The sequence below is a fragment of the Micromonospora sp. CNZ297 genome (assembly GCF_007827625.1).
Map to the genome: position 1 here is coordinate 209,632 of NZ_VISU01000010.1, position 25,674 is coordinate 235,305.

The window sequence follows — 25,674 nt, forward strand, 5'->3', positions numbered from 1 at the left end:
ATCGCTCACACCGCCCCCGCCAGCGGCGGTGGCCGATGACCCGCGACGTAGCATTGCGGGCATGTCAGCACCCGTCAGCACCGTCTCCGACGCGATCCAGGCCGCCCTGGCCACCGTCAACGACCCGGAGATCCGCCGGCCGATCACCGAACTCGGCATGGTCCAGTCCGCCGAGCGCGGCGAGGACGGCGTGGTCCGGGTGGAGCTGCTGCTCACCGTGGCCGGCTGCCCGCTGAAGGACAAGCTGCGCAATGACATCACCGCCGCCGTGGGCGCCGTACCAGGCGTGAGCGGCGTCGAGATCATCTTCGGGGTGATGAGCCCGGAGCAGCGCCAGGAGCTGCAGTCGAAGCTGCGCGGTGGCGGCGCCACCGCCGAGCCGGTGATCCCGTTCGCCCAGCCCGGCTCGCGGACCCGCGTCTACGCGGTCGCCAGCGGCAAGGGCGGTGTCGGCAAGTCCAGCGTCACCGTCAACCTGGCCGCCGCGCTGGCCTCGCGGGGCCTGTCGGTGGGCGTGGTGGACGCGGACATCTACGGCCACTCGGTGCCCCGGATGCTCGGCGCCGACGGCGCGCCGACCCGCGTCGAGGACATGATCATGCCGCCGCAGTCGCACGGCGTGAAGGTCATCTCGATCGGCATGTTCACCCCCGGCAACGCCGCAGTGGTCTGGCGCGGGCCGATGCTGCACCGGGCGCTTCAGCAGTTCCTCGCCGACGTCTACTGGGGTGACCTGGACGTCCTGCTGCTCGACCTGCCGCCGGGCACCGGCGACATCGCGATCTCGGTGGCCCAGTTGCTGCCGAACGCGGAGATCCTTGTCGTCACCACGCCGCAGGCGGCCGCCGCCGAGGTGGCCGAGCGGGCGGGTGCGATCTCGCTGCAGACCCACCAGCGGGTGGTCGGCGTGATCGAGAACATGTCCTGGCTGGAGATGCCGGACGGCTCCCGGATGGAGGTCTTCGGGGCCGGTGGCGGCGCGGCGGTGGCCGAGTCGCTGACCCGCACGATCGGCGCGCAGGTGCCGGTGCTGGGGCAGATCCCGCTGGACACCCGGGTCCGCGAGGGCGGCGACGCCGGTCAGCCGATCGTGCTGGCGCAGCCGGACGCCCCTGCCGCGAAGGCGCTGTTCGAGGTCGCCGACCGCCTGGCCGTCCGCCGCGAGTCCCTGCTCGGCAAGCCCCTGGGCCTCAAGCCGGCCGGCCGCTGACCCTCACCCACCGCTCCCTTCCCACCGCCCCTTCCCGCCGCACGCGGGAGGGGGCGGTCCCGTCCCCAGGGCCGGTCCCGTCCCCGGGCACGGTCCCGCTCCCGGGGTCGATCATGAGGTTGACGGTCGCCGGAGCGGCGTGTCGCGCCGTCAACCTCATGATCGACGGCGCGATCGGCGGGAGGGCGTGCGGTCAGGTGGCGTCGTCGTAGGACGGGCGGGGGGCCGGGGGCGCGGGGGTGGGGGTGCTGGTGGCCACCCTCGGGGTACGCAGATCGGCGGCCTTTGCCACGTCCTTCAGCTCGTCGTGCACGCCTGTGACGTCCGAGCGCAGGTTGTCGTACATGCTCTGGAGCGGCTTGCGGATCGCCTGCTCGTCGTCCTCGCTGAGCAGGTGCTTGCGGATGAACGCCTTGGGGTGCAGATCCTCCAGCTGGATGTCCGTACCCAGCTCGCGGCTCAGGTCACCGGTCGCGTTGCGCGCCATGTTGCGCAGGTTGCGGACCATCCGGAGGCCGTCGTTGATCACGTTGGGCAGCCGATCGCCGAAGATCAACAGCGCCAGGAGCAGCAGGACGCCGATCTCCCACCAGTTCAGGTTCTCGAACACCGCGGCCTCCTCGTCCGTGTGAGGGCAAGACTACGCACGTCAGGTGACCATCGGGGAGGGGGTGACGGGTCCTCACTTCGCATCCGCGGCGAGCGTCACCGACGCGTTCTGCCGCGACGACCCGCGCCGGTACTCGACTGTCACCACGGAACCGGGCGCGTACTTGCGCACGAGGGCCACCAGGTCGGTCGGATCGGTCATCGGATGGCCGTCCAGCCGGAGCACCACGTCCCCGGTACGCAGTCCGGCCGCCGCCGCCGGGCCGGCCGGCTCGACCGCGTTGAGGCGTACGCCGCCGCCGGTGGCGCCGGTGCCGCCGACCTGGGCGCCGATCACCGTACGCCGGGCCTTGCCGGTGCCGATGATGTCCTCGGTGATCCGCTTCGCCTGGTTGATCGGGATGGCGAAGGCGAGGCCGATGTTGCCGGCCTCCTGCCCGTCGGCCACCAGCGACTTGATCGTCGAGTTCACCCCGACCACCCGCCCGGCGCCGTCCACCAGCGGGCCGCCCGAGTTGCCGTGGTTGACAGCGGCGTCGGTCTGGATCGCCGCGTAGTAGCGGGTCGGCCCGCCCGGCTCGCCGGCCTGCATCGTCCGGTCCAGCGCGCTCACGATGCCGGCGGTGACGGTGTTGGCGAGCGACAACGGTGACCCGATGGCGAGCACCGGGTCACCGACGGCGAGCGCGTCGGAGTCGCCGAACTGCACCGGGGTCAGCCCGCTGCGCGAGACCTTGATCACGGCGAGGTCCGACTCCGGATCCTGCCCGACCACGGTGCCGGCGGCGGTGCTGCCGTCGTTGAACACGACAGTGGCCTTGCCGGGGCCGTCGGCGACCACGTGGTCGTTGGTGACGATGTGACCCTCGCTGGTCACCACGAAGCCGGAGCCCTCGCTGGTGCCGCCGAGGCTGACCACCCGGATGGTGACCACGCTGGGCAGGACCCGCTCGGCCACCCCGGCCAGCGACTCGGGCTTGCGCTGGGCCAGCGCCGGGGCCTGCCCGGTCTGCGCACCGATCGTCGGCACGTCACCGCCGCGCAGGAAGGCGTACGTCAGGGCGCTGCCGAGAGAACCGGCCAGCAGCGCCGTGACCAGGGAGATCAGCACCACCTGGCGCAGCCCCGGCCGGGTCGGCAGGTCCGGGTCGGTGACCGGCTCCGGCTCCCCCGCACCGGACGCCGGGGCCGCCGGGATCACCACGGCGGCGGGCGCGTACGGATCCCGCCACGGGTCGGCCAGCGCGTCGGACCACCACGGCGACGTCGCCTGACCCGGGCCGTCCTGCGGCGGTCGTCCGGACGCCGGCCCACCCGGTGCCGGCGATCCGCCGGGCCGCCGCCAGTCCCAGCCGTCGGTCACGTCGGTGCCTCCCACTCCGTCCCGCTGGCCCCGCGCCGACGGCCGGCGGAGCCGGACGACAGTGACGCGCGGGACGCATCCAGGATTACACGGATGACGCGAACGGAGTCAGGGGTTGCCGACCGTGAGCACTCCGCGGCGGACTCGCGGCTGCGCCGGTACCGGCCCGCCTCTACGCTCACAGTGCATACCGCCCCTCGCACCAGTCCGCCCCTCGGAGGTGTCCCATCGCCACGGTCGCCGGTCACGGCAGTTCGACGGCCCAGGCGCTCCACTTCGCCGAGTCTTTCGTCACCGAGGATCTCGTGCTGCGCACGGCCCGCGCCCTCGCCCACGAGGTGGGGGTGGAGGCGGTCACGCCCGGGTCGGGTGCCGCCCTGCGGCTGCTCGCCGCCGCCGGCAACGCCCGAGCCGTGGTGGAGATCGGCACCGGCACCGGGGTGAGCGGCGTGTGGCTGCTGCGCGGCATGCGCCCCGACGGCGTGCTCACCACGATCGACGTCGAGGTCGAATACCAGCGCATCGCCCGGCGGCTGTTCCAGGAGGCGGGCTTCCCGTCGGGGCGCACCCGGATCATCACCGGCCGGGCGCTCGACGTGCTGCCGCGGCTCGCGGACGGTGCCTACGACCTGGTCTTCGTGGACGCGGTGGCGACCGGCTTCGCCGCGTACGTGGACGCGGCGCTGCGGCTGCTGCGCCCCGGCGGCGTGCTCGCGCTCAACGGCGCGCTGGCGGCCGGCCGGATCGGCGACCCGGCCGCGCGGGACGTCGAGACGGTCACCGTACGGGAGACGATCAAGGCGATCCGCGAGTCGGAGAACTGGGTGCCCGCGCTGCTGCCGGTCGGCCACGGTCTGCTCGCCGCCGTCAAGGCCTGACCAGGCTGATCAGGCGTGCCCTGCACGCCTGATCAGCCCAGCGTCGCCAGCCAGCGCAGCAGCCCGCGCACTCCCCAGCCGGTGGCGCCCTTGACCAGTTCGCCGTGCGTGTCGTCGGACCACGACGGCGCGGACATGTCCAGGTGCGCCCACCGGTCCCGCAGGTCGCCGGTGAACTCCCGCAGGAACAGCGCGGCGACCACCGAACCGGCGCCCTGCGCCGGGGAGCTGTGCAGGTCGGCGATCTCGCTGGCCAGATACTCCACGTAGTCGTCGGCCAGCGGCATCCGCCAGGCCCGCTCGCCGGCCGCGGTGATCGCGTCGAGCAGGCCGGCCGCGAGCGCGTCGTTCTCGCTGTAGAGCGCGGCGTGCCGCTTGCCCAGGGCGACGGCGTTCGCGCCGGTCAGCGTCGCCAGGTCGATCAGCACGTCGGGCTTCAGCTCGCGGACCGCGTACGCCAGCGCGTCGGCGAGCACCAGCCGGCCCTCGGCGTCGGAGTTGGTGCTCTCGCTCGTCAGCCCGCCGTAGTGCCGGATCACGTCGCCGGGGCGGAACGCCGAGCCGCTGACCATGTTCTCGGCGAGCGGGGCGAGCGTGGTGACCCGGACCGGCAGGCGCAGTTCGGCGGCGCCGAGCGTCGCGGCGATCACGGCGGCGGCACCGGCCATGTCCTTGCGCATGAGCTTCATGGCCGGCACCGGCTTGATCGAGATGCCGCCGGTGTCGAACGTGATGCCCTTGCCGACGAGCACCACGTGGGTACGCGCGCCGTCGGGCCGCCAGTCCAGCTCCACCAGGCGCGGGCCGCTCGCGGAGCCGCCGCCGACGGCGAGGAGACCGCCGAAGCCCTCGGCCGCCAGCTCCTCCGGGCCGCGTACCCGCAGGTGCAGGCCGGGGCGCCCGGACGCGGCCTCGGCCACCTGCGCGGCGAACCACTCCGGGTTCTTGGTGGACGAGGGCATGTTGGTCAGGTCCCGGGCGAGCCGGGTCGTCTCGGCGGTGGCCCGGGCGGCGTCGAGCGTGCCGGCAAGAGCGTCCGGGTCGTCGACGAGCACCGACACCTCGGCCAGGGCGGGACGCTTGCCGGCCTCGGTGAGACGGAATCGGTACGAGCCGAGCAGCAGCCCTTCGGCGAGGCCACGCAGCGCCGCCGTCGCCTCGCCGGGAAGCGCGATGGTGATCTGCGTCTCATCCTTCGCCGCGCGGGCCAGCGCCGCTCCGGCGGTACGCCAGTCGCGCTCGTCGCCCTCGCCGACGCCCAGAAGCCACAGCCGCGCCGGGGAGCCACCGGGACGCAGGTGCTCGCGTACCTCGCCGGCCGCGCCGGTGAGCCGGGTGGCGGGCAGGACGGCTGCGGCCTCGGCAGGGACGTCGTCGCCGAGCGGCACGGCGGTCGGGACCAGGCGGGCCGTGGAGGCCGGCGAGACCGTGGGGTCCGGCGAGGCCAGGGAGTCCGGGGAGTCCGGCCCTCCGGGACGGACGGGCAGGACGAGAGCGTCGGGCCCTGCGGGCCCACTCACCAGACGAATGACCAGCACGCTGGACCGTACCTCCGAAATGGGTTGAACGGGCACATTCCCCCACGCAGCCGTCGAGGAAAGACCCTGAGCCACCGGGCATGCCGGTGGCTCAGGGTAGGACGAACCGCCCGCACGGCGGACGCCGTGCGGGACACTCCTCGAATCAGCCCGCGGCCGCCTTCAGCGCGTCACCGAGCGCGGTGGCCTCGTCGGGAGTCATCTCGACGACGAGCCGGCCACCACCCTCCAGCGGGACTCGCATGACGATGCCCCGGCCCTCCTTGGTGACTTCCAGCGGACCGTCGCCCGTCCGCGGCTTCATCGCCGCCATGTTGTCTCCCCTCAGACCTACACCAGGGTCGGTGAGTTGCCCCACAGCCACTTCGCCATCGCCATCCGCAACCATCGCGGAAGGCTCGACCAACGATTTTCCCTGATGAACACCGCCGGACCCAAACCGAAGCAGCATTGATGTAACAGCATCTAGCTTATCTTGGATAGGCCTGTCACAATGTGCGGTCATGCAGGCACGGTCGGCACTCTTCGACCTGTACGGCGACCACCTCCGGGCCCGGGGTGGCCGCGCACCGGTTGCCGCCCTGGTCAAGCTGCTCGCCCCGCTCGGGATCGCCCCACCGGCGGTACGCACCGCGGTCTCCCGGATGGTCCGTCAGGGCTGGCTGGAACCGCTCCGTCTGGCGTCCGGACCGGGATATTCGATCACCCCGAAGGCGGCACGTCGACTCGACGAGGCGGCGTCCCGGATCTACCGGACCGGACGGCACAGCTGGGACGGACGGTTCGATCTCCTGGTGCTCACCGCGCCCTCGTCCCGCCGGGACCGGCAGCGGCTCGCCGCGAACCTCGCCTTCCTCGGCTACGGCACGCTCGACGACTGCACCTGGGTGGCCACCCGCCCGGGTGAGGACGTCGACCTGCTGCTCGACGAGGCGGGCGTGCGCTACGAGCGGTTCACCGCAGCGCACGCGGCCGGCACCCCCGGCGCGATGGGCGTGGTCCGCCGCGCCTGGGACCTGGCCGAGATCGGGCGGGCGTACGAGCGGTTCGTCGCCGAGCAGAAGCCGCTGCTCTCCGGCGTCACTGTGCGCAGCAGCGACGAGGACGCGTACGCGGCCCGATTCCGGCTCGTGCACGCATGGCGTACGTTCCTGTTCCGGGATCCGCAACTGCCCCCGGCACTGCTGCCCGAGCGCTGGCCGGGCACCAGCGCGGCCAGCTTCTTCGACCGGCACGCGGCCCGGCTCCGGCCGGCCGCCGACCGGTACGTCGAGCAGTGCCTCGACACCGGCAACCGCCTCGCCCGACAGAAGGGTCGTTAGAACGTGACCGAGCCGCTGCTCGTCGACCGCACCGACGCCGTCGTCACCCTGACGCTGAACCGCCCGACGGCGATGAACTCGCTCGACGTGGCGCTCAAGGAGGCGCTCCGGGACACGCTGGCCGAGCTGGAGACCGACCGGTCCTGCCGGGCGGTCGTGCTCGCCGGCGCGGGCGGCTCGTTCAGCGCCGGGCAGGACCTGCGCGAGCACGTGCGGACGCTGGAGACCTCGGACGCCGACCCGCTGGCCACGGTCCGGGCGCACTACAACCCGATCGCCGCCCGGCTGGCCAACCTGCCCAAGCCGGTGGTCGCCGCGGTGCGCGGGATGGCCGCCGGGGCCGGCGCCTCGCTGGCGTTCCTGGCCGACTTCCGCATCGGCGGCCCGAAGACCCGGTTCCTGATGGCGTTCGCCGGGGTGGGCCTCGCCGCCGACACCGGCGCCTCCTGGACGCTGCCCCGCCTGGTCGGTCACGCCAAGGCCGTCGAGCTGCTGATGCTCGCCGAGCCGGTCGGCGCCGAGGAGGCCTGCCGGCTGGGCCTGCTGACCAAGCTGGTGGACGACGACGAGCAGGTGCTCCCGACCGCGCAGGAACTGGCCGCCCGGCTCGCCGCCGGCCCGACCGTCGCGTACGGGGCGATCAAGCGTCAGCTCTCCATCGCCGACGCGGGCACGCTCGCCGACGCGCTGGCCGCCGAGGCGCAGGCCCAGGCGATCTGCGGCGCCACCGCCGACCACCGGGCCGCCACGACGGCGTTCGTCGCCAAGCAGAAGCCGGTCTTCGAGGGACGCTGACCGCCCCGGTCGGCCCCGGAGGTCAGTCGTCCTCTTCCGGATCCTGGTTGGCCTCGACGCCGAGCACGAACGCCTGCATGGCCAGCTCGTCGCCGTACGGCGAGACGAACGCCGGCAGCTCCCGCGGGCCCAGCTCCTGCACGTAGGACCAGAAGATCCGCACCGCCTCGGCGCGCGACGCGGCCTCGATCGGCAGGTCCAGGCTGACCAGCCAGGTGCTGCGGGCGGGCGGCGGGCCGAGCCGGTCGGCCAGCGACCGCCAGCGGGCCGGGTCGAGCGCCACGACCGGGCCGTCCGGCGCCGGGCCGTCGACCGGCACCGGCTCGTCGAGCACCCGCCGGGTGTACGTGACCACGAGCGACCCGGCCACCGCGTCGGACTGCGGATCGTCCGGGTCCTCCCGGGTCTCGGACGACGCGAGCGCGACCCGGCCGAGCGCGACCAGGCGCAGCGGCTCGTCGACGAGCACTGCCACCCGGTCACCGGGCCGGGGGCGGGCCGCCTCGGACAGCCCGGTCAGCTCCAGCGCGTCGTGGTGCACGAGCCGCTCGGCCTCGAAGCGCTCGGCGGGCAGCAGCACCGCCCAGGCTCCGGTCGTGGTCGCACCGTCTGTCGTCCCGCTCGTACGCGGCTCGGTGTCGGTCATGCCCCAATCCCATCACGCCGGAGGTGGCGCGCTCCGTCACACCCCGGCCCGGTCACCGCTCACGTGGCAGTCGGCCAGGTGGTCGTCGACCATGCCGGTGGCCTGCATCAGCGCGTAGGCGGTCGTGGGGCCGACGAACCGGAAGCCCCGCTTCTTGAGCGCCTTGGCCATCGCCACGGACTCCGGGCTGGTGGCCGGCACCTCGGCGAAGGACCGGGGACGCGCGGCCCGGGGCGGGGGCGCGAAGGACCAGAGCAGCGCGGAGAGGCCCTCGGGCAGCTCCGACGCGGCCCGGGCGTTCGCGATCGCCGCCTCGATCTTGGCCCGGTTGCGGACGATCCCCGCATCGGCCATCAGCCGGGTCACGTCGGCCTCGCCGTAGCGGGCCACCGACTCGATCCGGAAGCCGGCGAAGGCGTCCCGGAACGCCTGCCGCTTGCGCAGGATGGTCAGCCAGGACAGGCCGGACTGGAACGCCTCCAGCGTCAGCCGCTCGTAGAGCGCGTCGTCGCCGCGCAGCGGCCGGCCCCACTCGTCGTCGTGGTAGACGGCGTAGTCGGGGGTGCTCGCCCCCCACGCGCAGCGCGGCAGCCCGTCGGCGCCGGTCACCAGGTCAGTCACGGCGTCCACGATAGGCCGGGCCACCGACAGCCCCGCCGCGCCAACGACCGCCCGTCAGGGCAGGCGGCCCTGCTCGACCAGCCGGGCGAACTTCTTCAGCGCCTGGGTGAGGCTGAACTTCGAGCCGGGCCAGAGCACCGGCCACGCCACCCGGCCGGCCGCCCCGCCCGGCAGGTGGAACCACTCGTGCCAGACCACCTGCGTGCGGTCGCGGTCCATCGGGGTGCAGCGCAGCACGCCGGGGCCGCGCAGCAGTTTGCCGCAGTGCACCACGCCGACCTCGTAGGGCGCGTCGACCCGGACCACACGCATCTCGTCGCGGAGCACGGCCGGGCCGAGCGCGGTGACCGCCTCGACCAGGCTCCCCTCGCCGCCGTCGCCCTCGACCACCCGGACCCGGGTCAGCGGGATCCAGTCCGACTGCCGCTCCCACGCGGTGAGCGCGGCGAACACCCGGTCGGCCGGGGCCTCGACGATCACCGTGGCGGTGACCTCGGCGGCGCCCCGGCGGGACGCCTCGGTGAAGTCGTCGGCCGGCCGGCCGGCGCCGGTCACGCCGACTCCGAGCGGACCACCGAACCGCGCTCCCGGTCGTCGTCGGCCGGACCGGCCGCGATCCCGTTCGCCGGGGAGACGGTGTCCTCGGTCGCCGCGGCGGCGGGGGCCTCCGCCACGCCCGCCTCGGCCGGGGCGCGTCCGGCCCGGCCGTCGGCGTCGGTGCGACCCGGCTGCCCGTCGGTGTCGGTCCGGGCCGGCGGCTCGGGCGCGGACAGGTCGATCACCACCGGCTCGGGGGTGGACGGGTCGGGTGCCTGCTCGGTCTCGGGACGGGTCGCGGCGGCCTCCTCGCGCGCCCGGCGCAGCGCGTCGGCGTCCTCGGTACGCCCGTCCCGCAGGGCCGCGTTCTCCGCCTCCAGGACGCCGATCAGCTCGGTCTTGTAGCCGATGTCGTACGCCGCCCGGCGCAGCGCCGCGTCGACCTGGCTCATCCGGTAGCCGCGCAGCGCCGTGTCGAAGCGGACGTCGGACACGTCCGACTCGTCGAGCGGACGGCTGCCGGGCAGGGGCACGGCCCGCCCGTCCGGCTCGGCCGGCGTGAGGCCCGGATCCTTGCCGGAGACGAGCACCGTCACCCCGAACACCACAGCCGCGACGGTCAGCGCGACGACCAAGAGGAGCAGAACCTCACCCATGCACAGATCGTGGCATGCGGGCCGGGATCGGGCGAGCCCTCCGGGACGTCCGGTCGGTAAATGCGTCCGGCGCACGGGACCGGCACGGGCGGCGCGGGCGGGACCGGATAGCGTCGGACCGGCCGGTGCGGTCCGGCGGCGAGGAGGCGGGCATGACCGGGGCGTTGCGGCTGGGCGGACGGGCGTTCGGCCCCGGTGAGCTGGTGGTGATGGCGATCGTCAACCGCACCCCGGACTCGTTCTTCGACCGCGGCGCCACCTTCGCCCAGGACAGCGCGCTTCGCGCGGTGGAACGCGCGGTGGACGAGGGCGCCGAGATCATCGACATCGGCGGGGTGAAGGCCGGGCCGGGCGACGAGGTGGACGTGGCCGAGGAGATCCGCCGGACGGTGGACACCATCGCGGCGGTCCGGTCCGCCTTCCCGGATGTGGTCATCTCCATCGACACCTGGCGTGCCGAGGTGGCCGTGGAGGCGGTCGCGGCCGGTGCGGACCTGCTCAACGACACCTGGTCGGGGGCGGACCCCGCGCTGGCCCGGGTCGCCGCGGCGACCGGCGCCGGGCTGGTCTGCTCGCACGCGGGCGGGCTCGCCCCGCGTACCCGGCCGCACCGGGCCGCCTTCGACGACGTGGTGGCCGACGTGGTCGGCACCGTGACCGGGCTGGCCGAGCGCGCGGTCGGGCTGGGTGTGCGCCGGGACGGCATCCTGATCGACCCGGCGCACGACTTCGGCAAGAACACCCGGCACTCGCTGGAGATCACCAGGCGGCTGGCGGAGCTGACCGACACCGGCTGGCCGCTGCTGGTGGCCCTGTCGAACAAGGACTTCATCGGCGAGACGCTCGACCTGCCGGTGCCCGAGCGGCTGGAGGGGACGCTCGCCGCCACGGCGGTCTCGGCCTGGCTCGGCGCCCGGGTGTTCCGCGCCCACCAGGTCCGCGAGACCCGCCGGGTGCTGGACATGGTGGCGTCGATCCGGGGCGACCGGCCGCCGGCGGTGACCCGCCGCGGGCTGGCCTGACGGGCCGGTCCGGCGCGTCAGGTCCAGCGCAGGACGCCGCGCCGCCAGGCGTAGAGGATGCCGAGCGCGACGATCGCCACGAAGACGCCCATCTCCACGACGGTGGTGGCGCCGAAGCCGGGCCGGTCGAAGACCAGGGCCCACGGGAACAGGAAGACCGCCTCGACCGCGAAGAGCACGTAGAGATACGCGTAGACGTAGTACCGGATCTGCATCTGGGCCCAGTCGCCGCCGACCGGGTCGAGACCGCACTCGTACGAGGCCCGCTTGCCCCACGGCTCGGCCGGACGGCTCGGACGTAACACCCGGTTCGCGGAGAACGCCGTCACGAAGAAGAGCACGGCGGCGAGCAGCAGCAGACCGAGCGTGGCGTACGAGCCGAGATATCCGGTCACGACCGGAGCGTACCGGTCCCGTCCAGATGTCCCGGACACGTTACGAATTCGTTTCCTCGCAGGACTAGTGCTTGATGGCAAGTATCACCGAATAATGGGATCTCATTGATCGTCCCGGAGGACAGATGGCCCGCCCCCGCGTTGCGCCCGTTCGGCGGGTCGCGCTCCGCCGTACCCTCGCGCTGCTGGCGCCCGCGCTCGTCGCGGCGCTGGTGGCGGTGGCGCCGGCCGGGGCCGACGCTCACCCGGGGCCGACCGCCGCGCTCCGGCTGATCGAGCCGGTGGAGCCGGGCGGCGAGCCCGGCGGCGAGCCCGGCGGCGAGCCGACCGAGCCCGCGCCCACCGGCGAGCCCACGACCACCGCGACGGCCCCACCGCCCACCGAGCCGCCGCCGCCGGCCACCACGCCCCCGGCGCCGGTCACCACCTCGCCGGCCCCGCCGACGAGCGCGCCCGCCGAACCGGCGCCGACCACCGCCGCGCCGGCCACCACGGCACCGGCACCCCCGCCGGTCGTGCCGCCGGTCAAGACCCCGCCGCCACCGCCGGCGCAGCCGGCCGGCGGGCCCCTGGGGGTACGCGTGAACACCGAGGACGTGGCCCTCCCGCCGGCCTACTGGAACGCCGACGCCACGGTGGCCACGCTGCGGGTGACGGTGACCAACACCGGCGGGCGGGCGGAGCGGATCAGCCTGGGCTACACGCTGCCGCCGGGGCTGACCGACGCGGGCACCCCGGGCTGCGAGCCCTCCGGCGGCGGCAACCACCGCTGCGTCGGGTGGGACGCGGAGCCGGGCGCCCGGTTCAGCGCGACCATCCGGGTCCGGGTCGACGGCGACGCCTGGCGGACCATGCCGCTGGCCGGATCGGTCCAGGTCACCGCCGTCGCGCCCGGTGTGACCGGCGCGGCGTACGACGACGAGGGCTTCGCGGTGCTGTTCCCGCCCGGGCCGCCGGTGCCCGGCATCTCGCTGCGCGCCGACGAGGTGCTGTTCGACATCAGCGGTGCGCCCAGCACGCTCACCGTCCGGCTGGGCAACACCGGCAAGGTCGACGCGGCGGGCCGGATCGAGGTGCTCCTGCCCGAAGGGGTGACGGTGGCCGGCACCGAGAGCGGCTGCGCCCCGGTGTCGGCCGACCGGACCCGCTGCGAACTGGGCACGCTGGCGGCCGGGCGGACCGCGACCGTACGGCTGACGCTGGCGGCCTCAGCGGAGGCGCAGCGACGGGCGCCCCTGTCCGGCGCGGTGATCGGCCGGCTCGACCCGCGTAGCGGGCGCGACCGGCAGGTGCAGATGAGCTTCCGGATCAGCGCGGCGGCGGCGGACGCCGTCCCGCCCGGCGGGGCGCCGGCCCCGACCGGCTCGCAGGGCGTGCTCGTCGCCGCCGGCGAACGGGACGGCGACGACACCTCGGTCCGGGGGACCGCCGTCGCGTTGATCGCCGTGTCCGGTCTCCTGGTCGTGCTCGCACTGACTCTGGCGACCCGTTCGCTGCGCCGCCGCAGCGACATCACCGTGCCGGAGCGTCCGATCACCGACCGGTGATCATGGATATGTGGTGATCTGGGTTACGGGCCCAGGTACTAAACGCTGCAAAGCAGGGCATACAGCGGCCCGATCCAGTCCCATACGTCGGACCTCGACCAAGGTGGTCCTAACGTGGCGACGTAGGCTCTGACGTGAGAATCGGAGCGGGCCGGGCCGGCGAGGGCGACGGCGCTCAGTTAAGCGAGGTGCGGGTGTGACCAAGCAGATCCGTCAGCTGGACCGGGTGGTCATCCGGTTCGCCGGTGACTCCGGCGACGGCATGCAGCTCACCGGCGACCGGTTCACCTCGGAGACGGCGCAACTGGGCAACGACATCTCCACGTTGCCCAACTTCCCCGCCGAGATCCGCGCTCCCGCCGGGACTCTGCCCGGCGTGTCGAGCTTCCAGGTGCACTTCGCCGACTACGACATCCTGACCCCGGGTGACGCGCCGAACGTGCTGGTGGCGATGAACCCGGCCGCGCTGAAGGCCAACCTGGCCGACCTGCCGCGCGGGGCCGACATCATCGTCAACACCGACGAGTTCACCCGGCGCAACCTGGCGAAGGTCGGCTACGCGGCCAGCCCGCTCGACGACGACTCGCTCGCCGGGTACGCGGTGCACCCGGTGGCGCTCACCTCGATGACGATCGGCGCGCTGGCCGAGCACGACGTGTCCAAGAAGGACGCCGAGCGGGCCAAGAACATGTTCGCGCTCGGGTTGCTGAGCTGGATGTACTCCCGTCCGTACGAGTCCACGCTGCGCTTCCTGGAGCGCAAGTTCGCGGCCCGCCCCGAGCTGGTGGCGGCGAACGTGGCCGCGTTCCGGGCCGGCTGGAACTTCGGCGAGACCACCGAGGACTTCTCCGTCCGGTACGAGGTCAAGCCGGCCAAGATGCTGCCGGGCACGTACCGGAACATCACCGGCAACGCGGCGCTGTCGCTGGGCCTGGTGGCCGCCGGGGTGCGCTCCGGGCTGCCGGTGTTCCTCGGCGCGTACCCGATCACGCCGGCCTCGGACATCCTGCACGAGCTGAGCAAGCACAAGAAGTTCGGCGTGGTCACCATGCAGGCCGAGGACGAGATCGCGGCGGTCGGTGCGGCGCTCGGCGCGTCGTACGGCGGCTCGCTCGGTGTGACCACCACGAGCGGCCCGGGTGTGGCGCTCAAGAGCGAGACGATCTCCCTGGCGGTGGCGCTGGAACTGCCGCTGGTCATCGTCGACGTGCAGCGGGCCGGGCCGTCCACCGGCATGCCCACCAAGACCGAGCAGGCCGACCTGAACATGGCCCTGTACGGCCGGCACGGCGAGGCGCCGGTCGCGGTGATCGCGCCGAAGTCGCCGTCGGACTGCTTCCACGCGGCGCTGGAGGCGGCCCGGATCGCGCTGACCTACCGCACCCCGGTGATCCTGCTGTCGGACAACTACGTCGCCAACGGCTCCGAGCCGTGGCTGCTGCCCGACGTGGAGTCGCTGCCCGACCTGCGGGTCGAGTTCGCCACCGAGCCCAACGGCGAGGACGGCACCACGTTCCTGCCGTACCTGCGGGATCCGCAGACGCTGGCCCGCCCGTGGGCGGTGCCCGGCACGGCCGGTCTGGAGCACCGGATCGGCGGCCTGGAGAAGGCCGACAAGACCGGCGACATCTCGTACGACCCGGCGAACCACGACTTCATGGTGCGGACCCGGGCGGCCCGCATCGAGACCATCCCGGTGCCGGACGTCGAGGTGGAGGACCCGGACGGCGACGCCCGGGTGCTGGTGCTGGGCTGGGGCTCGACGTACGGGCCGATCGGCGCCGCCTGCCGTGGCCTGCGCCAGCGCGGGCTCTCGGTGGCCCAGGCCCACCTGCGGCACCTGGCCCCGATGCCGGCGAACCTCGGCGAGGTGCTGGGCCGCTACGACAAGGTGGTCGTACCGGAGATGAACCTCGGCCAGCTCGCCCACGTGATCCGGGCGAAGTACCTGGTCGACGCGATCGGCTACAACCAGGTCCGCGGCCTGCCGTTCACGGCCGCCGAGCTGGAGACGATGCTGGAAGAGGTCCTGAAGAATGCCTGAGCCCGTCGCCCTCAAGCTCACCGCCAAGGACTTCAAGTCCGACCAGGAGGTGCGCTGGTGCCCCGGTTGCGGTGACTACGCCATCCTGGCGGCCGTACAGGGCTTCATGCCGGAGCTGAACATCCCCCGGGAGAACATCGTCTTCGTCTCGGGCATCGGCTGCTCGTCGCGCTTCCCGTACTACATGAACACGTACGGGATGCACTCGATCCACGGCCGCGCCCCGGCGATCGCCACCGGCCTGTCGGTGTCCCGGCCGGACCTGTCGGTCTGGGTGGTCACCGGTGACGGCGACGCGCTCTCCATCGGCGGCAACCACCTGATCCACGCGCTGCGCCGCAACGTGAACCTCAAGATCCTGCTGTTCAACAACCGGATCTACGGGCTGACCAAGGGCCAGTACTCGCCCACCTCCGAGGTCGGCAAGATCACCAAGTCGACGCCGGTCGGGTCGGCGGACGCCCCGTTCAACCCGCTGTCGCTGGCGCTCGGCGCCGAGGCGACGTTCGTGGCCCGGACGATCGACTCGGATCGCAAGCACCTCCAGTCGGTGCTGCGGGCCGCCGCCCAGCACGAGGGTTCGGCGTTCGTGGAGATCTACCAGAACTGCAACATCTTCAACGACGGCGCGTTCGACCCGCTGAAGGAGCCGGCCACCCGGGACGACTTCCTGATCCGGCTGGAGCACGGGCAGCCGATCACGTTCGGCAAGGACGGGCAGTTCTGCGTCGTCCACCCGCCCGGTGGCTTCGGGCTGGAGGTCCGGGAGACCACGAACACCCCGGCCGACGAGATCGTCGTGCACGACGCGGGCGTGGCCGACCCCGCGTACGCGTTCGCGCTGTCCCGCCTGCCCGGCCTGGACCTGAGCAACACCCCGATCGGGGTGTTCCGGTCGGTGGACCGTCCCTCCTACGACAGCGTGGTGCAGGAGCAGGTCGCGGCCGCCAAGGCCACCGTCGACCAGACCCCGGAGCAGCAGCTCTCCGCGCTGCTCGGCAGCGGCGACACCTGGACGATCCTCTGATCCGCCGCTGACCCGTCACGCCGAAGGGCGGGCCGTTCCCCCGCGGAACGGCCCGCCCTTCACGTGTGACGCGGCCCGGTCAGGCGGCCGCCGAGGCGGGCACCCACAGCTCGTCGACGGCCCGCTCGGCCGCGGCGAGGCTCTGCTCGAACAGCGGGATCAGCTCGGCCATGGCCGGGTTGACCGGGGCCAGGGTCAGCTCGGCGCAGATGAACCGCGGCTCCAGGCCGGTCAGGGACAGGCCGTGCGGCAGCCACGGCTCGGCGTGGTCCCAGCCCTCCCGCGGGGTGCCCGCGCCGTACCCGCCGCCGCGGCTGACCAGGACGACGAACTGGCGGTCGCCGAGCAGCCCGGCGTTCGTGACCGGGTCGTACGCGATGCCGGGGGCGATCAGGTGGTCGACCCAGGACTTCACGCTGCTGGGCGGACCGTAGTTGTAGAGCGGGAGCCCGAGCAGGACCGTGTCGGCCCGCTTCACCTCGGCCACGACCTCCTCGGTCAGCCGCCAGGACGCCTGCTGCTCGGGCGTGTGCTGATCCGGCGGCACCATGCGCGCGAGGCCGCTCGCCGTGTCGAGGTGCGGAAGCGGGTTCTGACCCAGGTCGCGGTAGGTGACGGTGCCGTCCGGATGGGCGGCGCGCCACGCGGCGGCGGCGCGGGCGGTGAGCCGCCGGCTGACCGAACGCTCCCCGGTGATGCTCGAGTCGATGTGCAACAGGCGAGCCATTTCTTCCTCCTCCATAGATCGTTCGTGTAGGACCAACTATTTATAGCAGGTCGATGTTCCCCAGGCCGCGTAAACTGGGTCACATGTCCGCCGCACCGGTCGAGGAGTCCGAGCGCCGCTCCGGGCCTTTGCTCGACCACCTGGCCCGGCGGATGCGGCTGCGCTCGGAGTCGGTGCTCGCCCCGCTGGGCCTGCGCCCTCGCCACCTGGTGGCGCTCACCGTGCTGCGCGACGCCGGCGGAATCAGCCAGCAGGCGCTCGCCGGCACGCTCCAGATCGACAGCACGAACGTGGTCGGCCTGCTCAACGACCTGGAGGCGGACGGCCTGGCCGAGCGCCGCCGCTCCCCGGAGGACCGCCGCCGGCACGAGGTACGCCTCACCGAGGCGGGCACGAAGCGACTGCGCGAGGCGGAGTGCGCGCTCGCGGGGGCGGAGGAGGAGGTCCTCGGCGCGCTGGCTCCGGGCGAGCGGGACCTGCTCTACGACCTGCTGCGACGGGCCACCCAGGGCCGGTCGTCGACCTGCGGCGAAGTGATCGCGGAGGGCGGCCCGGGCACCTGCTGACCGCTGGCGCTCAGCGGGGCGAGGGTCAGATCGCGGTGGTGGCCTGCGGCCGGTCGTCCCGGACGTGGACGAGCATGTCGCCGGTCTCGATCACCGCGCCGGCGCGGTCGTTGAGCGTGACCACCTTGCCCCGGCGGACCAGCGCGATGACCAGCGACTCCAGCTCGCGCGGGGAGCGCCCCACCTCGTCGCGCTCGGCCGACCGCATGGCCAGCGCCATGCCCTGACCCGGGGTGAGCAGGTCCTCCACGACGTCGATCAGGGGCGGGGCCGAGGTGGACAGGCCGAGCAGCCGCCCGGCCGTGGCCGACGAGACGATCACGTGGTGCGCGCCGCTCTGCTTGAGCAGCGGCGCGTTCTCCGCCTCCCGGACCGCCGCGATGATGCGTACCTGACCGGCGGTGAGCTGCCGGACCGTGAGCGCCACCAGCACCGACGCGTCGTCGCTGTCCGTCGCGATGATGACCGACTTCGCGGTACGCACGTGCGCCTGCTCCAGCACCGACGAGCGGGTCGCCGAACCCTCGATCGTCACCAGCCCGTTGGAGGTGGCCTGCCGCAGCGCCGGCCCGCTCCGCTCGACCACCACGATCTTGGACTTGTCCGTGCCGTTCTCCAGCAGGGCGGAGACCGCGCTGCGGCCCTTGGTGCCGTAGCCGCAGATGATGACGTGGTCCTTCACGGTTCTCCTCCACCGCGACAGGCGACGGCCGGTGCGGTACTGCTCGGTCAGGACTTCCAGGGTGGTGCCGACCAGGATGATCAGGAACAGCACCCGGGCGGGGGTGATGAACAGGACGTTCGCCAGCCGCGCCGACGAACTGACCGGGGTGATGTCGCCGTACCCGGTGGTGGAGAGCGAGACCACCACGTAGTAGAAGCAGTCGAGCAGGCTCAGGCCGCTCTCGTCCACGTCGCGGTAGCCGTCGCGGTCGAGCCAGACCACCGCCACCGTGGCGAAGACCAGGCCGAGGGCGGCGAGCAGGCGCAGACTCAGCGCGCTCAGCGGCCCCCGCCGTTGCGCGGGGAAATGGATCACCGTCGGCCCTGCTCCGCCACCGTCGCCTGCACGCCCACAAGATAACGGGTACGTGGGGATTCGGCCCGCCGGGTGCCGAACGGAACGGCCGGGGCGCTTCCGGGGGCGTGGACGGGGCATGATGGGGACGTCCGGGACGGCGACCGCGAGGAGGCCGGCATGTCGTTGCTGCGACGCGTGATCGGCGGGGTGCTCCGGCGCATCCGCCTGCGCCAGGGCCGCACGCTGCGCGAGGTGGCCCTGGCCGCCGGCGTCTCCCTGCCCTACCTCTCCGAGGTCGAACGCGGCCGCAAGGAGGCCTCCTCCGAGGTGCTGGCCGCGATCTGCCGCGCGCTCGGCATCCACCTCGCCGACCTGCTCGAAGAGGCCCGCGACGAGCTGCGCCGGGAGCGTCCGGCCCCGGTCGGCCCCGGGGTCTCGGCGGCCCGCTTCGACCGGGTGCCGACCGCCCGCACCGGGCCACAGCTGCGGGTCGGCCCGCCGCGGCTATCCGTCACGCGCCGCCCGGCCGTGTCTCCCCGCCCACCAGTGACCCGCCGGCCCGCCGTCTCGCTCCGGCCGCACGTCGGCCGCCGCCCGGTCACCGCCACGCCGCTGCTGGGCGGCGCGCTGCGGCCCTTCGGCCTGGTGCCGGCGCCGCTCGGTGCGCCCCTCGACGCCGCCACGCCGATCGGGTTCGCCGGCGGCATCCGGATCTGGCCGGCTCCCTCCGCCCCGGCCGTCCGCCCCCGTCCGCGTACCTCCGTCACTGTCGCCCGGCGGCGGGCCCGCGCGGGCCGGCGGCGGCCGGTCGCCGCGTAGCTTCTGCCCAGGGCGAATCTGCCGCCGGCAGAAAGCCTGGGCCGCACGGGTGCGCCCGGCGGACGCTGGAGACCGCCGGGTTCCCGGGCGGTCCCCCGCCCACCGGCGTACGGAGGTGGGCGGCGATGGGTGGCATCTGGATGCTCGACGAGGGGCAGCCGGCGTTCGGCGACCGGGTCTTCGAGCGGCTGCTGAAGGAGCGGATCATCTTCCTCGGCACCGAGGTCACCGACGCGTCGGCCAACCAGATCTGCGCGCAGATCCTGCTCCTCGCGGCCGAGGACGCGGAGCGCGACATCTTCCTCTACATCAACTCGCCGGGTGGTTCGGTCAGCGCCGGCATGGCCGTCTACGACACCATGCGGTACGTCAAGAACGACGTGGCGACGCTGGCGCTCGGGATGGCCGGCTCGATGGGCCAGTTCCTGCTCTGCGCCGGGGCGGCGGGCAAGCGGTTCGCGCTGCCGCACTCGCGGATCATGATGCACCAGCCGTCCGGCGGGATGGGCGGCACCGCCGCGGACATCACCATCCAGGCCGAGAACATGCTGCACGTGAAGCGCACCATGCAGGAGCTGATCGCCCAGCACAGCGGGCGGACGCTGGAGGAGATCCAGCGCGACTGGGACCGCGACCGCTGGTTCACCGCCGAGCAGGCCCGCGAGTACGGCCTCGTCGACCAGGTGCTCACCCGCGTCGACCAGCTCGCGGCGTGAGCGGGCGCGGCCCGGCCGGTCCCGCACCGGCCGGGCCGCCCTCGCGGTCAGGGGTAGGTGACCACCGTGCTGGTGCCGTACGACCCGACGACAGGCGTGCCGATCTCGTTGATCGTGCGCTCGATGCCGCCGCTGCCGTCCAGGAACACGGTGATCGCGTCGTGGAACCGCACCCCGGCCCGGCGCGGCGCCTCGATCCCCCGGTCGCAGCGGATGTCCACGCCCTGGTTGAAGTACGAGTACACGCCCAGTCCCCACGCCTCGTGCGTGCGGACGTGGTCGGCCACCTTGTACGACGCCCAGCCGTTGCCGGTCGGGCTGCGCCAGGCCGCCTGGCTCGGCGGATCGTAGGGCAGTTCGCTCTGGTAGAACACGGTCCGGCCGCGCTCGCCGTTCCAGATCGTCTGCCAGCGCTGGGAGTGCTCGACGAACAGCCCGTACGCGGTCACGTCGTCGCCGTTGACGATCACGCCGGTGGCAGCGGTGTTCACGGTCCAGCCGATCGTGCCGGCCCGGCCGTGGTCGCCGCGCCAGGCCCAGATGTTGTCGATGAGCGTGTGCCGGCTGTGCACCACCAGACTCGTCACCGCCCGCCCGGCGTACGGGCCGCCGATGCGGAAGAAGACGTCCTGCAGCGAGATCGGGTTCGTGGCGTGCGAACGGTGGCAGTGCCGCGTACCGACCTCGACGAGCACCGGCGACTCGACCGGCCCGGCGTCCACGAGCACTCCGGCGATGCGGACCCCGTCCACGTCCTCGATCCGCAGCGCCGCGTCCCCGCGGTCCGGCACGAGGCTCGGCATGCCGAGGCCGAGCACGACGGTGTCCGGGCGGCGTACCCGCAGGGCCCGGTCCAGGTGGTAGACGCCGGGGGTGAGCAGCAGGTGCCGGCCCCGCGCCAGTTCCGCGTTGATCCGCTTCGCCGAGTCGGTGGGCCGGGCCAGGAAGAACGCCGACAGCGGCAGCGACGGCACCGGCGCGCCGCCGGTGGCCCAGGTGGTGCCGGCGGTGTTCCGGCGCAGGCGCGGTACGGCCACCCGCCAGGCCCCACGGGCGTCGACGAACAGATACGGCTTCTCCCGGGTGACCGGGCTGGTCGGCAGCGTGGTGTACGGCGGGTCGGGGAAGCCCTGCGCGGGCGCGCCGATGACGCCGGAGAAGACCTGGTTCCACACGCCGTTGGTCCACTCGCCGCCGAGTTCGCTGTCCCGGGTGAGCCACTGCTGCTGGGAACCGTTGATGGTGATGCCGTCCACCTTGGAGTCGGCGATGTAGCCGCCGCTGGAGTAGCCGCCGTTGCCGGGTTCCAGCCACAGCACGCCCTTGACGTGCACCCGGCGCATCGGTGACGCCTGCGAGACGGCCCATTGGTTCGACCAGTCCGTCGGCGTGACAGCGAGGTTCTCCGCCGAGCGCCAGAAGTTGGTGAGCGCGGAGATGCCGGCGGGCGAGTTCGGGTCCGGCTGCCCGACCACCCGGACCGCGCCGTGGATCTCCACGTCGTCCGGGTGGGCGCCGAGACCGGCCACAGTCGTGTAGTAGCCGAGCCGGGCGTCCACCTCGTAGCGGCCGGGCTTGAACAGCACGGCGTACCTGTCGAAGCCCATCTCGTTGCGTTCCTGGGCGGTGAACAGCCGGTCCAGCGTGGACTGGATCTCCTCGACCGGCGTGCTGGGGTCGTACACGAAGACGTTCGGGCCGAAGTCGGGCTCGCGGCCGGGGCGCGCGGCCGGCGATGCGGCCGGGGACGCAGCCGCGGCGCCGGCCGGGAGGCCGAGGGCGGTGAGCGAGGCCGCGGAGGCGGTGAGCGTGAGGAAACGGCGGCGGGAGGGGTCGGGTGATCGCATCTGCCTGCCTGTTCGGTGATGGGACGGGAGAGCGCTCTCTCGGCTGTTCCTACCTCATCACCGTCGATACCGCCAGAGCCCGCCGGTTCCGGAACCGGCGGGCTCTGGGTCGGACTGTGCTCAGGCGCGCTCGGCGCGCTGCTTCACCAGGTCGTCGACGAGCTTCTCGACGTAGTCGGCGGTCTCCTCCCAGCGGGTGACCGCGACGGAGCGGATGCCCATCGCCTTGACCGGGTAGTCGTTGCCGCCCACGTCCAGGCGGTCACCCACGAAGAGCACGTTGTCGGTCTTCAGGTCCAGGTGCTCCAGCAGCTTCCGCATGCCGTACGCCTTGTCCACGCCCTTGCGGGTCACGTCGATCGAGGTCGACCCGCCGCCGCGGACCTCCAGGTCGGGCAGCTTCGCCGCGACCGCGTCCCGCAGCCGCCGCTTCTTGTCGCCGTCCGGGTCCCAGCCGTACTTCTCGGCCGGCGGGGCGGACTGCCCCAGCGCGGAGAACGTGATCTGGCTGCCCCGGTCCTCGATGATGTCGCCCCAGGTCTTCGCCTCCCACAGGCCCAGCGCCTGCGCCGACTCGGTGAGCGCGGCGACGACACGGGCCTTGTCGGCCTCGGTCAGATCCTCCGCGTAGACCTGCCGCCAGTCCCCGTCGGACCAGCGGTAGTAGCGGGTGCCGCAGGTCGGCATCAGGTGCAGCCGGTCGCGCTGCTCCTCGGTGAGGTCGAGGTGGGCGAGCACCTGCGACTGGAACTGCTCGAACCGGCCACCGGAGATGACCAGCACGTCCACCTCGGTGAGCAGGTGGCCGAGCAACTCCGCCATCCGACGATCGATCCGGGACTTGGAAATCGCCAGGGTGTCGTCGAGATCGAACGCCACCACTCGAAGATCGTTCACGAATACCTCATGTCGTCGCGGACAGGCCAGGACCTGCCAGGGTACCGACGGGTCCTGGCACCGGCCTGAGGGCCCGGCGGGTGACACGTCCCCTCGACGGAGCGTAACCCGGCGGGTCTCCGGGACGGCCCCGCTTCCCGCTCCCGGCGTCAGCGCTCCCCCGTCGACGGGATCGTCGATCGTCGACAGCGTTCGGCTGATACTTACCTTCATCGACGGAGGGGTGCCGGCCGCCGCCGCGCCCGCCGACGACATGTCCACGCTGGCGGGTTCGTCCACCTTCCCGCTGGCCGACCCGGACACCCTGCTGGCGAAGGACGGCTCCTACGTCACCTACGGCACCACAGTCGGCGCCGGGACCGGCGCGCGCTGCGGCGCGACCGGCAGGCTGTACGTACCGGTCCTGGTCCACGGCTCCGGCAACAGCGTCGGCATGGCCGACTGCGCCTCGCACGACGCGCTGCCATCCGGTCCGGGCGCCTGGGCCGTGGCGTGGCACTGGTGGAACGGCTCCGCCCACTTCCCGATAACCGGCGTCCTGACCCGCCCCTCCACCGACTTCCTCGTCTCGTAGCCGGCGTGCCGCGGCTCGGCCCCGCGGCCTGGCGCGCCTGACGACACTACTGCTCACCATGCGCTTTTGCGTGGTCACGCTGAGTTGAAGTGCTTCACGGAAAATTGCATTTGGCAAGAGATGGCACCGAAATTTTCTCGATGCGATGCATCTGCTTGTCAGGTACCCGACAGTGAATTGCCCACTCTTGTGCTAGCTGTCCGCCGGGAGGATGCTCGAACGGTCGAACGGCACTGCGTCGCCTCACACAGAGGGCGGCGCCCGGCTGCCACCGGACGCCGCATTCGACTCCACCGCTGCAACGGAAGGAGTCACGTTGACTGTAATCCCTCACGGGTCAGACTTCGAGACACCAGAGGACGAGGACGAAACCGTTGCCGAGCCGACCGACCGGCACCGGCTCATCCTGGCGTACATCAAGACGCTCAGTCCGATCATCGCCGCCGTCGTCGCCTGCATCGGGACGCTGGTGGCAGCGCTGGTCCGCTGACCCGCCGGCCTCGCGCTCCGGCTCCGGCCGGACGCGGGGCCGTCCCGCGCTGAATGGTCTGGCACACTGCGGCGATGCCGACGTTTGATCGACTCTTCGCCGAACATGTCGGCACCGGCCTGGCCCGCCAGATGGCGCTGGCCGACCTGCTCGGCGAGCGTGACTGGCAGCTCGACGTGCCCGACGGCATCGCGACGTTCGGGACCGACCTGCGGTACCGCGTCCAGCTCCTCGGCACCGAGAGCCACGACGACGGCACCTGGCTGTGGGCCTGGGCCAACGAGGCCAGCAACCTCCCGCCGGCGCTACTGCATCTGGCCGGCTGGCTTCGCGAGTACGGGCACCGCCAAGGGGTCGCCGAACTCACCGAACCCACGTTCCCGCTCCAGCGCGCCGACGGACACCGCCTCGCCCTGCTGGCGTCCGGCCTGACCGGCCGCTGCTACTACCGCGGGCCGTACGACGGCGGCGCCGTCTTCTTCCACCTCGACGACGCCCCACCGCAGATCACCGCGCCGGTCCGGCCCGAGCGGGCGCTGACCGTTCTGACGCAGGTCCTTCAGTCCTTCCCGGTGGAGCACCGCGTCGCCGTCGAGTCGTTCCTGCACCAGCAGGGGTGGCGGTTGGATCGAGCGCCGATGTCGGTGACGGCGCAGGATCGGGGCGGGTCGGTCCTGCGTATCGACTTCGACGCGATGGGTCGGGTCAGCAACCTGTCGGGAACGGTCAGCCCGTAGGCGGAATGTGGTGCCCCCGGCAGGATTCGAACCTGCGACACACGGTTTAGGAAACCGATGCTCTATCCCCTGAGCTACGAGGGCGCGAGGGCACAGTCTAGCGACCTGGGGGTGCACCTGGGGTGGCAGGGAGTGGCGCACGTTCACCCACGTCATCCGGACCCCCGTTCTCCCAGCCCAGGACCACACCCGGAGCACACGAACCCCGGCTTGCGACCGGCGGTCGGCCGCGGTGACCCGCGTTGGCACCGGTTCACCCGGGTTGGCACCCGCTGGAGAGCACACACCGCGCACATCATCGAAGATCAACGGTGTTCCGTCCGTAGGGCCCACAGTCGGGGTCCGGGATGACCTGCTGGCGGCGGCTGGAGGAGTGGAACCGGGCCGGGGTGTGGCAGCGACTGCACGAGGTGCTGCTGGCCGAGCTCCAGGCCGCCGGGAAGCTGGACTGGTCCCCGCGCCGTGATCGACCCCTCGCATGTGCGGGCCGCCAGACGCGGCCCAAAAGCGGCCCGAGCCCGGTCGACCGCGCCCGCCCAGGATCGAAGCACCACATCCTGACCGAGGGCGCCGGCATCCCCCTCGCGGTGTCACTGACCGGCGGCAACCGCCACGACGTCACCCAACTGCTGCCGCTGATCGACAAGATCCGGCCCGTGCGTGGCGGCGTGGCCGGCCGGCCCCGCCAGCGCCCCGACCAGCTGTTCGCCGACCGCGCCTACGACCACGACAAGTACCGCAAGGCGGTACGAGGCAAGGGCATCCGCCCGCGCATCGCCCGCCGCGGTCAACCCCACGGCTCCGGTCTCGGCGCCTTCCGCTGGGTGGTCGAGCGCACCGTCGCCTGGTACCACGGCATGAAACGGCTACGCATCCGCTGGGAACGCCGCGACGACATTCACGAAGCCTTCCTCGGCCTGGCCACCTGCATCATCACGTACCGACATGTCGTACCACTTTATTAGGACCTCTTAGTACTCCAGCCGGGGATTGTGATCACGGCTCGGTGAGGGCTTGTCGGGTGTAGTGGCTGGTCATGGCTTGGGCTTGGTGGCGTCGTCGGCGGATGG

Annotated in this window: 28 protein-coding genes and 1 tRNA gene; 15 read left to right on the top strand and 14 right to left on the bottom strand. The window is 72.8% G+C overall.

The window, feature by feature from the left end; genetic code table 11:
• Nucleotides 1-61 precede the first annotated feature (61 nt).
• Complete coding sequence (locus FB454_RS19590) at nt 62-1,210, top strand: Mrp/NBP35 family ATP-binding protein (RefSeq protein ID WP_135243182.1); 1,149 nt, start codon at nt 62-64, stop codon at nt 1,208-1,210.
• A gap of 193 nt (nt 1,211-1,403) precedes the next feature.
• Here the strand turns inward: FB454_RS19590 and FB454_RS19595 are convergent, their stop codons facing one another.
• Entirely contained in the window at nt 1,404-1,820 is a 417-nt protein-coding gene (locus FB454_RS19595) for a twin-arginine translocase TatA/TatE family subunit (RefSeq protein WP_013283870.1), read from the bottom strand.
• 72 nt (nt 1,821-1,892) lie between these two features.
• Nucleotides 1,893-3,197: a trypsin-like peptidase domain-containing protein gene (locus FB454_RS19600; RefSeq protein ID WP_186461623.1), complete on the bottom strand. Its 1,305-nt coding sequence runs from the start codon at nt 3,195-3,197 to the stop codon at nt 1,893-1,895.
• A gap of 212 nt (nt 3,198-3,409) precedes the next feature.
• Between FB454_RS19600 and FB454_RS19605 the strand changes: the two genes are divergently transcribed.
• On the top strand, nt 3,410-4,060 hold the full coding sequence (locus FB454_RS19605; RefSeq protein ID WP_083395284.1) for an O-methyltransferase: 651 nt from the start codon (nt 3,410-3,412) through the stop codon (nt 4,058-4,060).
• 32 nt (nt 4,061-4,092) lie between these two features.
• Here FB454_RS19605 and FB454_RS19610 read toward each other — a convergent pair whose 3' ends face one another.
• Nucleotides 4,093-5,598, bottom strand: a complete 1,506-nt coding sequence (locus tag FB454_RS19610) for a M17 family metallopeptidase (RefSeq protein ID WP_145823276.1) — start codon at nt 5,596-5,598, stop codon at nt 4,093-4,095.
• Between the two features lie 145 nt (nt 5,599-5,743).
• Nucleotides 5,744-5,911, bottom strand: coding sequence for a DUF3117 domain-containing protein (locus FB454_RS19615; RefSeq protein WP_013283866.1), 168 nt, complete (start codon nt 5,909-5,911; stop codon nt 5,744-5,746).
• Nucleotides 5,912-6,101: 190 nt separating this feature from the next.
• On the opposite strand from FB454_RS19615, the gene FB454_RS19620 reads away from it, so the two are divergent.
• Complete coding sequence (locus FB454_RS19620) at nt 6,102-6,920, top strand: PaaX family transcriptional regulator (RefSeq protein WP_013283865.1); 819 nt, start codon at nt 6,102-6,104, stop codon at nt 6,918-6,920.
• A gap of 3 nt (nt 6,921-6,923) precedes the next feature.
• Nucleotides 6,924-7,715 (top strand): enoyl-CoA hydratase/isomerase family protein, encoded by a 792-nt coding sequence (locus tag FB454_RS19625; RefSeq protein ID WP_013283864.1) that lies wholly within the window; start codon nt 6,924-6,926, stop codon nt 7,713-7,715.
• A 22-nt stretch (nt 7,716-7,737) separates the two neighbouring features.
• Here FB454_RS19625 and FB454_RS19630 read toward each other — a convergent pair whose 3' ends face one another.
• Genes FB454_RS19630 through FB454_RS19645 form a run of 4 tightly spaced genes read right to left on the bottom strand, consistent with a single transcriptional unit; the run spans nt 7,738 to nt 10,175 of the window.
• Nucleotides 7,738-8,361, bottom strand: a complete 624-nt coding sequence (locus tag FB454_RS19630; protein ID WP_013283863.1) for a hypothetical protein — start codon at nt 8,359-8,361, stop codon at nt 7,738-7,740.
• 36 nt (nt 8,362-8,397) lie between these two features.
• Nucleotides 8,398-8,982: a DNA-3-methyladenine glycosylase I gene (locus FB454_RS19635; protein WP_030273659.1), complete on the bottom strand. Its 585-nt coding sequence runs from the start codon at nt 8,980-8,982 to the stop codon at nt 8,398-8,400.
• Nucleotides 8,983-9,036: 54 nt separating this feature from the next.
• A complete protein-coding gene (locus tag FB454_RS19640; protein WP_030273661.1) occupies nt 9,037-9,537 on the bottom strand; it encodes an SRPBCC family protein in 501 nt (166 codons plus the stop codon).
• On the bottom strand, nt 9,534-10,175 hold the full coding sequence (locus FB454_RS19645; RefSeq protein WP_013283860.1) for a DivIVA domain-containing protein: 642 nt from the start codon (nt 10,173-10,175) through the stop codon (nt 9,534-9,536). Before FB454_RS19645 ends, FB454_RS19640 begins: the two co-directional genes overlap by 4 nt.
• 152 nt (nt 10,176-10,327) lie before the next feature.
• Between FB454_RS19645 and folP the strand changes: the two genes are divergently transcribed.
• The gene (gene folP / locus FB454_RS19655; protein ID WP_047891385.1) at nt 10,328-11,197 is read left to right on the top strand and encodes a dihydropteroate synthase; all 870 of its coding nucleotides are present in this window, start codon (nt 10,328-10,330) and stop codon (nt 11,195-11,197) included.
• 17 nt (nt 11,198-11,214) lie between these two features.
• Here the strand turns inward: folP and FB454_RS19660 are convergent, their stop codons facing one another.
• A complete protein-coding gene (locus FB454_RS19660) occupies nt 11,215-11,592 on the bottom strand; it encodes an NADH-quinone oxidoreductase subunit A (RefSeq protein ID WP_030273665.1) in 378 nt (125 codons plus the stop codon).
• Between the two features lie 125 nt (nt 11,593-11,717).
• Between FB454_RS19660 and FB454_RS19665 the strand changes: the two genes are divergently transcribed.
• From FB454_RS19665 to FB454_RS19675, 3 genes are all read left to right on the top strand, one after another.
• Nucleotides 11,718-13,139 carry a hypothetical protein gene (locus FB454_RS19665; protein ID WP_145823277.1) on the top strand — a complete coding sequence of 474 codons (1,422 nt, stop codon included), beginning with the start codon at nt 11,718-11,720 and terminating at the stop codon, nt 13,137-13,139.
• A 196-nt stretch (nt 13,140-13,335) separates the two neighbouring features.
• Nucleotides 13,336-15,183: a 2-oxoacid:acceptor oxidoreductase subunit alpha gene (locus FB454_RS19670; protein WP_013283856.1), complete on the top strand. Its 1,848-nt coding sequence runs from the start codon at nt 13,336-13,338 to the stop codon at nt 15,181-15,183.
• Complete coding sequence (locus tag FB454_RS19675; RefSeq protein ID WP_013283855.1) at nt 15,176-16,210, top strand: 2-oxoacid:ferredoxin oxidoreductase subunit beta; 1,035 nt, start codon at nt 15,176-15,178, stop codon at nt 16,208-16,210. Before FB454_RS19670 ends, FB454_RS19675 begins: the two co-directional genes overlap by 8 nt.
• Nucleotides 16,211-16,289: 79 nt before the next feature.
• Here the strand turns inward: FB454_RS19675 and FB454_RS19680 are convergent, their stop codons facing one another.
• On the bottom strand, nt 16,290-16,937 hold the full coding sequence (locus tag FB454_RS19680; protein ID WP_145823278.1) for an NAD(P)H-dependent oxidoreductase: 648 nt from the start codon (nt 16,935-16,937) through the stop codon (nt 16,290-16,292).
• Nucleotides 16,938-17,020: 83 nt separating this feature from the next.
• Between FB454_RS19680 and FB454_RS19685 the strand changes: the two genes are divergently transcribed.
• The gene (locus tag FB454_RS19685) at nt 17,021-17,503 is read left to right on the top strand and encodes a MarR family winged helix-turn-helix transcriptional regulator (RefSeq protein ID WP_186461624.1); all 483 of its coding nucleotides are present in this window, start codon (nt 17,021-17,023) and stop codon (nt 17,501-17,503) included.
• 25 nt (nt 17,504-17,528) lie between these two features.
• On the opposite strand, the gene FB454_RS19690 is transcribed toward FB454_RS19685, so the two are convergent.
• A complete protein-coding gene (locus FB454_RS19690; protein ID WP_013473883.1) occupies nt 17,529-18,542 on the bottom strand; it encodes a potassium channel family protein in 1,014 nt (337 codons plus the stop codon).
• Between the two features lie 159 nt (nt 18,543-18,701).
• Here FB454_RS19690 and FB454_RS19695 point away from each other — a divergent pair, with 159 nt between their 5' ends.
• Both FB454_RS19695 and FB454_RS19700 read left to right on the top strand, forming a co-directional pair.
• Nucleotides 18,702-19,343 (top strand): helix-turn-helix domain-containing protein, encoded by a 642-nt coding sequence (locus FB454_RS19695; RefSeq protein ID WP_145754538.1) that lies wholly within the window; start codon nt 18,702-18,704, stop codon nt 19,341-19,343.
• A gap of 125 nt (nt 19,344-19,468) precedes the next feature.
• Nucleotides 19,469-20,059 carry an ATP-dependent Clp protease proteolytic subunit gene (locus FB454_RS19700; protein ID WP_013283850.1) on the top strand — a complete coding sequence of 197 codons (591 nt, stop codon included), beginning with the start codon at nt 19,469-19,471 and terminating at the stop codon, nt 20,057-20,059.
• A 47-nt stretch (nt 20,060-20,106) separates the two neighbouring features.
• Here the strand turns inward: FB454_RS19700 and FB454_RS19705 are convergent, their stop codons facing one another.
• A complete protein-coding gene (locus FB454_RS19705; RefSeq protein WP_145754540.1) occupies nt 20,107-21,906 on the bottom strand; it encodes an adenylyl cyclase in 1,800 nt (599 codons plus the stop codon).
• A 120-nt stretch (nt 21,907-22,026) separates the two neighbouring features.
• Nucleotides 22,027-22,803 (bottom strand): HAD-IIB family hydrolase, encoded by a 777-nt coding sequence (locus FB454_RS19710; protein WP_145823280.1) that lies wholly within the window; start codon nt 22,801-22,803, stop codon nt 22,027-22,029.
• A gap of 223 nt (nt 22,804-23,026) precedes the next feature.
• Between FB454_RS19710 and FB454_RS19715 the strand changes: the two genes are divergently transcribed.
• From FB454_RS19715 to FB454_RS19720, 3 genes are all read left to right on the top strand, one after another.
• Complete coding sequence (locus FB454_RS19715) at nt 23,027-23,377, top strand: hypothetical protein (RefSeq protein ID WP_222433930.1); 351 nt, start codon at nt 23,027-23,029, stop codon at nt 23,375-23,377.
• Between the two features lie 316 nt (nt 23,378-23,693).
• Nucleotides 23,694-23,867 carry a hypothetical protein gene (locus tag FB454_RS34925; protein WP_013283846.1) on the top strand — a complete coding sequence of 58 codons (174 nt, stop codon included), beginning with the start codon at nt 23,694-23,696 and terminating at the stop codon, nt 23,865-23,867.
• 74 nt (nt 23,868-23,941) lie between these two features.
• Nucleotides 23,942-24,604: a DUF6882 domain-containing protein gene (locus FB454_RS19720; protein WP_486485433.1), complete on the top strand. Its 663-nt coding sequence runs from the start codon at nt 23,942-23,944 to the stop codon at nt 24,602-24,604.
• Nucleotides 24,605-24,612: 8 nt separating this feature from the next.
• Here the strand turns inward: FB454_RS19720 and FB454_RS19725 are convergent.
• Nucleotides 24,613-24,688, bottom strand: a tRNA-Arg gene (locus FB454_RS19725).
• A gap of 263 nt (nt 24,689-24,951) precedes the next feature.
• Between FB454_RS19725 and FB454_RS19730 the strand changes: the two genes are divergently transcribed.
• Complete coding sequence (locus tag FB454_RS19730) at nt 24,952-25,569, top strand: IS5 family transposase (protein ID WP_085983661.1); 618 nt, start codon at nt 24,952-24,954, stop codon at nt 25,567-25,569.
• Nucleotides 25,570-25,674 lie beyond the last annotated feature (105 nt).

What these genes read in the sequence shown, in the direction of transcription:
- FB454_RS19615 (WP_013283866.1), bottom strand. Translation starts at nt 5,911, where the DNA reads ATGGCGGCGATGAAGCCGCGGACGGGCGACGGTCCGCTGGAAGTCACC.
- FB454_RS19645 (WP_013283860.1), bottom strand. Translation starts at nt 10,175, where the DNA reads ATGGGTGAGGTTCTGCTCCTCTTGGTCGTCGCGCTGACCGTCGCGGCT.
- FB454_RS19620 (WP_013283865.1), top strand. Translation starts at nt 6,102, where the DNA reads ATGCAGGCACGGTCGGCACTCTTCGACCTGTACGGCGACCACCTCCGG.
- FB454_RS19590 (WP_135243182.1), top strand. Translation starts at nt 62, where the DNA reads ATGTCAGCACCCGTCAGCACCGTCTCCGACGCGATCCAGGCCGCCCTG.
- FB454_RS19665 (WP_145823277.1), top strand. Translation starts at nt 11,718, where the DNA reads ATGGCCCGCCCCCGCGTTGCGCCCGTTCGGCGGGTCGCGCTCCGCCGT.
- FB454_RS19705 (WP_145754540.1), bottom strand. Translation starts at nt 21,906, where the DNA reads ATGCGATCACCCGACCCCTCCCGCCGCCGTTTCCTCACGCTCACCGCC.
- FB454_RS19700 (WP_013283850.1), top strand. Translation starts at nt 19,469, where the DNA reads ATGGGTGGCATCTGGATGCTCGACGAGGGGCAGCCGGCGTTCGGCGAC.
- FB454_RS19685 (WP_186461624.1), top strand. Translation starts at nt 17,021, where the DNA reads ATGTCCGCCGCACCGGTCGAGGAGTCCGAGCGCCGCTCCGGGCCTTTG.
- FB454_RS19720 (WP_486485433.1), top strand. Translation starts at nt 23,942, where the DNA reads ATGCCGACGTTTGATCGACTCTTCGCCGAACATGTCGGCACCGGCCTG.
- FB454_RS19730 (WP_085983661.1), top strand. Translation starts at nt 24,952, where the DNA reads ATGACCTGCTGGCGGCGGCTGGAGGAGTGGAACCGGGCCGGGGTGTGG.
- FB454_RS19630 (WP_013283863.1), bottom strand. Translation starts at nt 8,361, where the DNA reads ATGACCGACACCGAGCCGCGTACGAGCGGGACGACAGACGGTGCGACC.
- FB454_RS19675 (WP_013283855.1), top strand. Translation starts at nt 15,176, where the DNA reads ATGCCTGAGCCCGTCGCCCTCAAGCTCACCGCCAAGGACTTCAAGTCC.
- FB454_RS19695 (WP_145754538.1), top strand. Translation starts at nt 18,702, where the DNA reads ATGTCGTTGCTGCGACGCGTGATCGGCGGGGTGCTCCGGCGCATCCGC.
- FB454_RS19680 (WP_145823278.1), bottom strand. Translation starts at nt 16,937, where the DNA reads ATGGCTCGCCTGTTGCACATCGACTCGAGCATCACCGGGGAGCGTTCG.
- folP (WP_047891385.1), top strand. Translation starts at nt 10,328, where the DNA reads ATGACCGGGGCGTTGCGGCTGGGCGGACGGGCGTTCGGCCCCGGTGAG.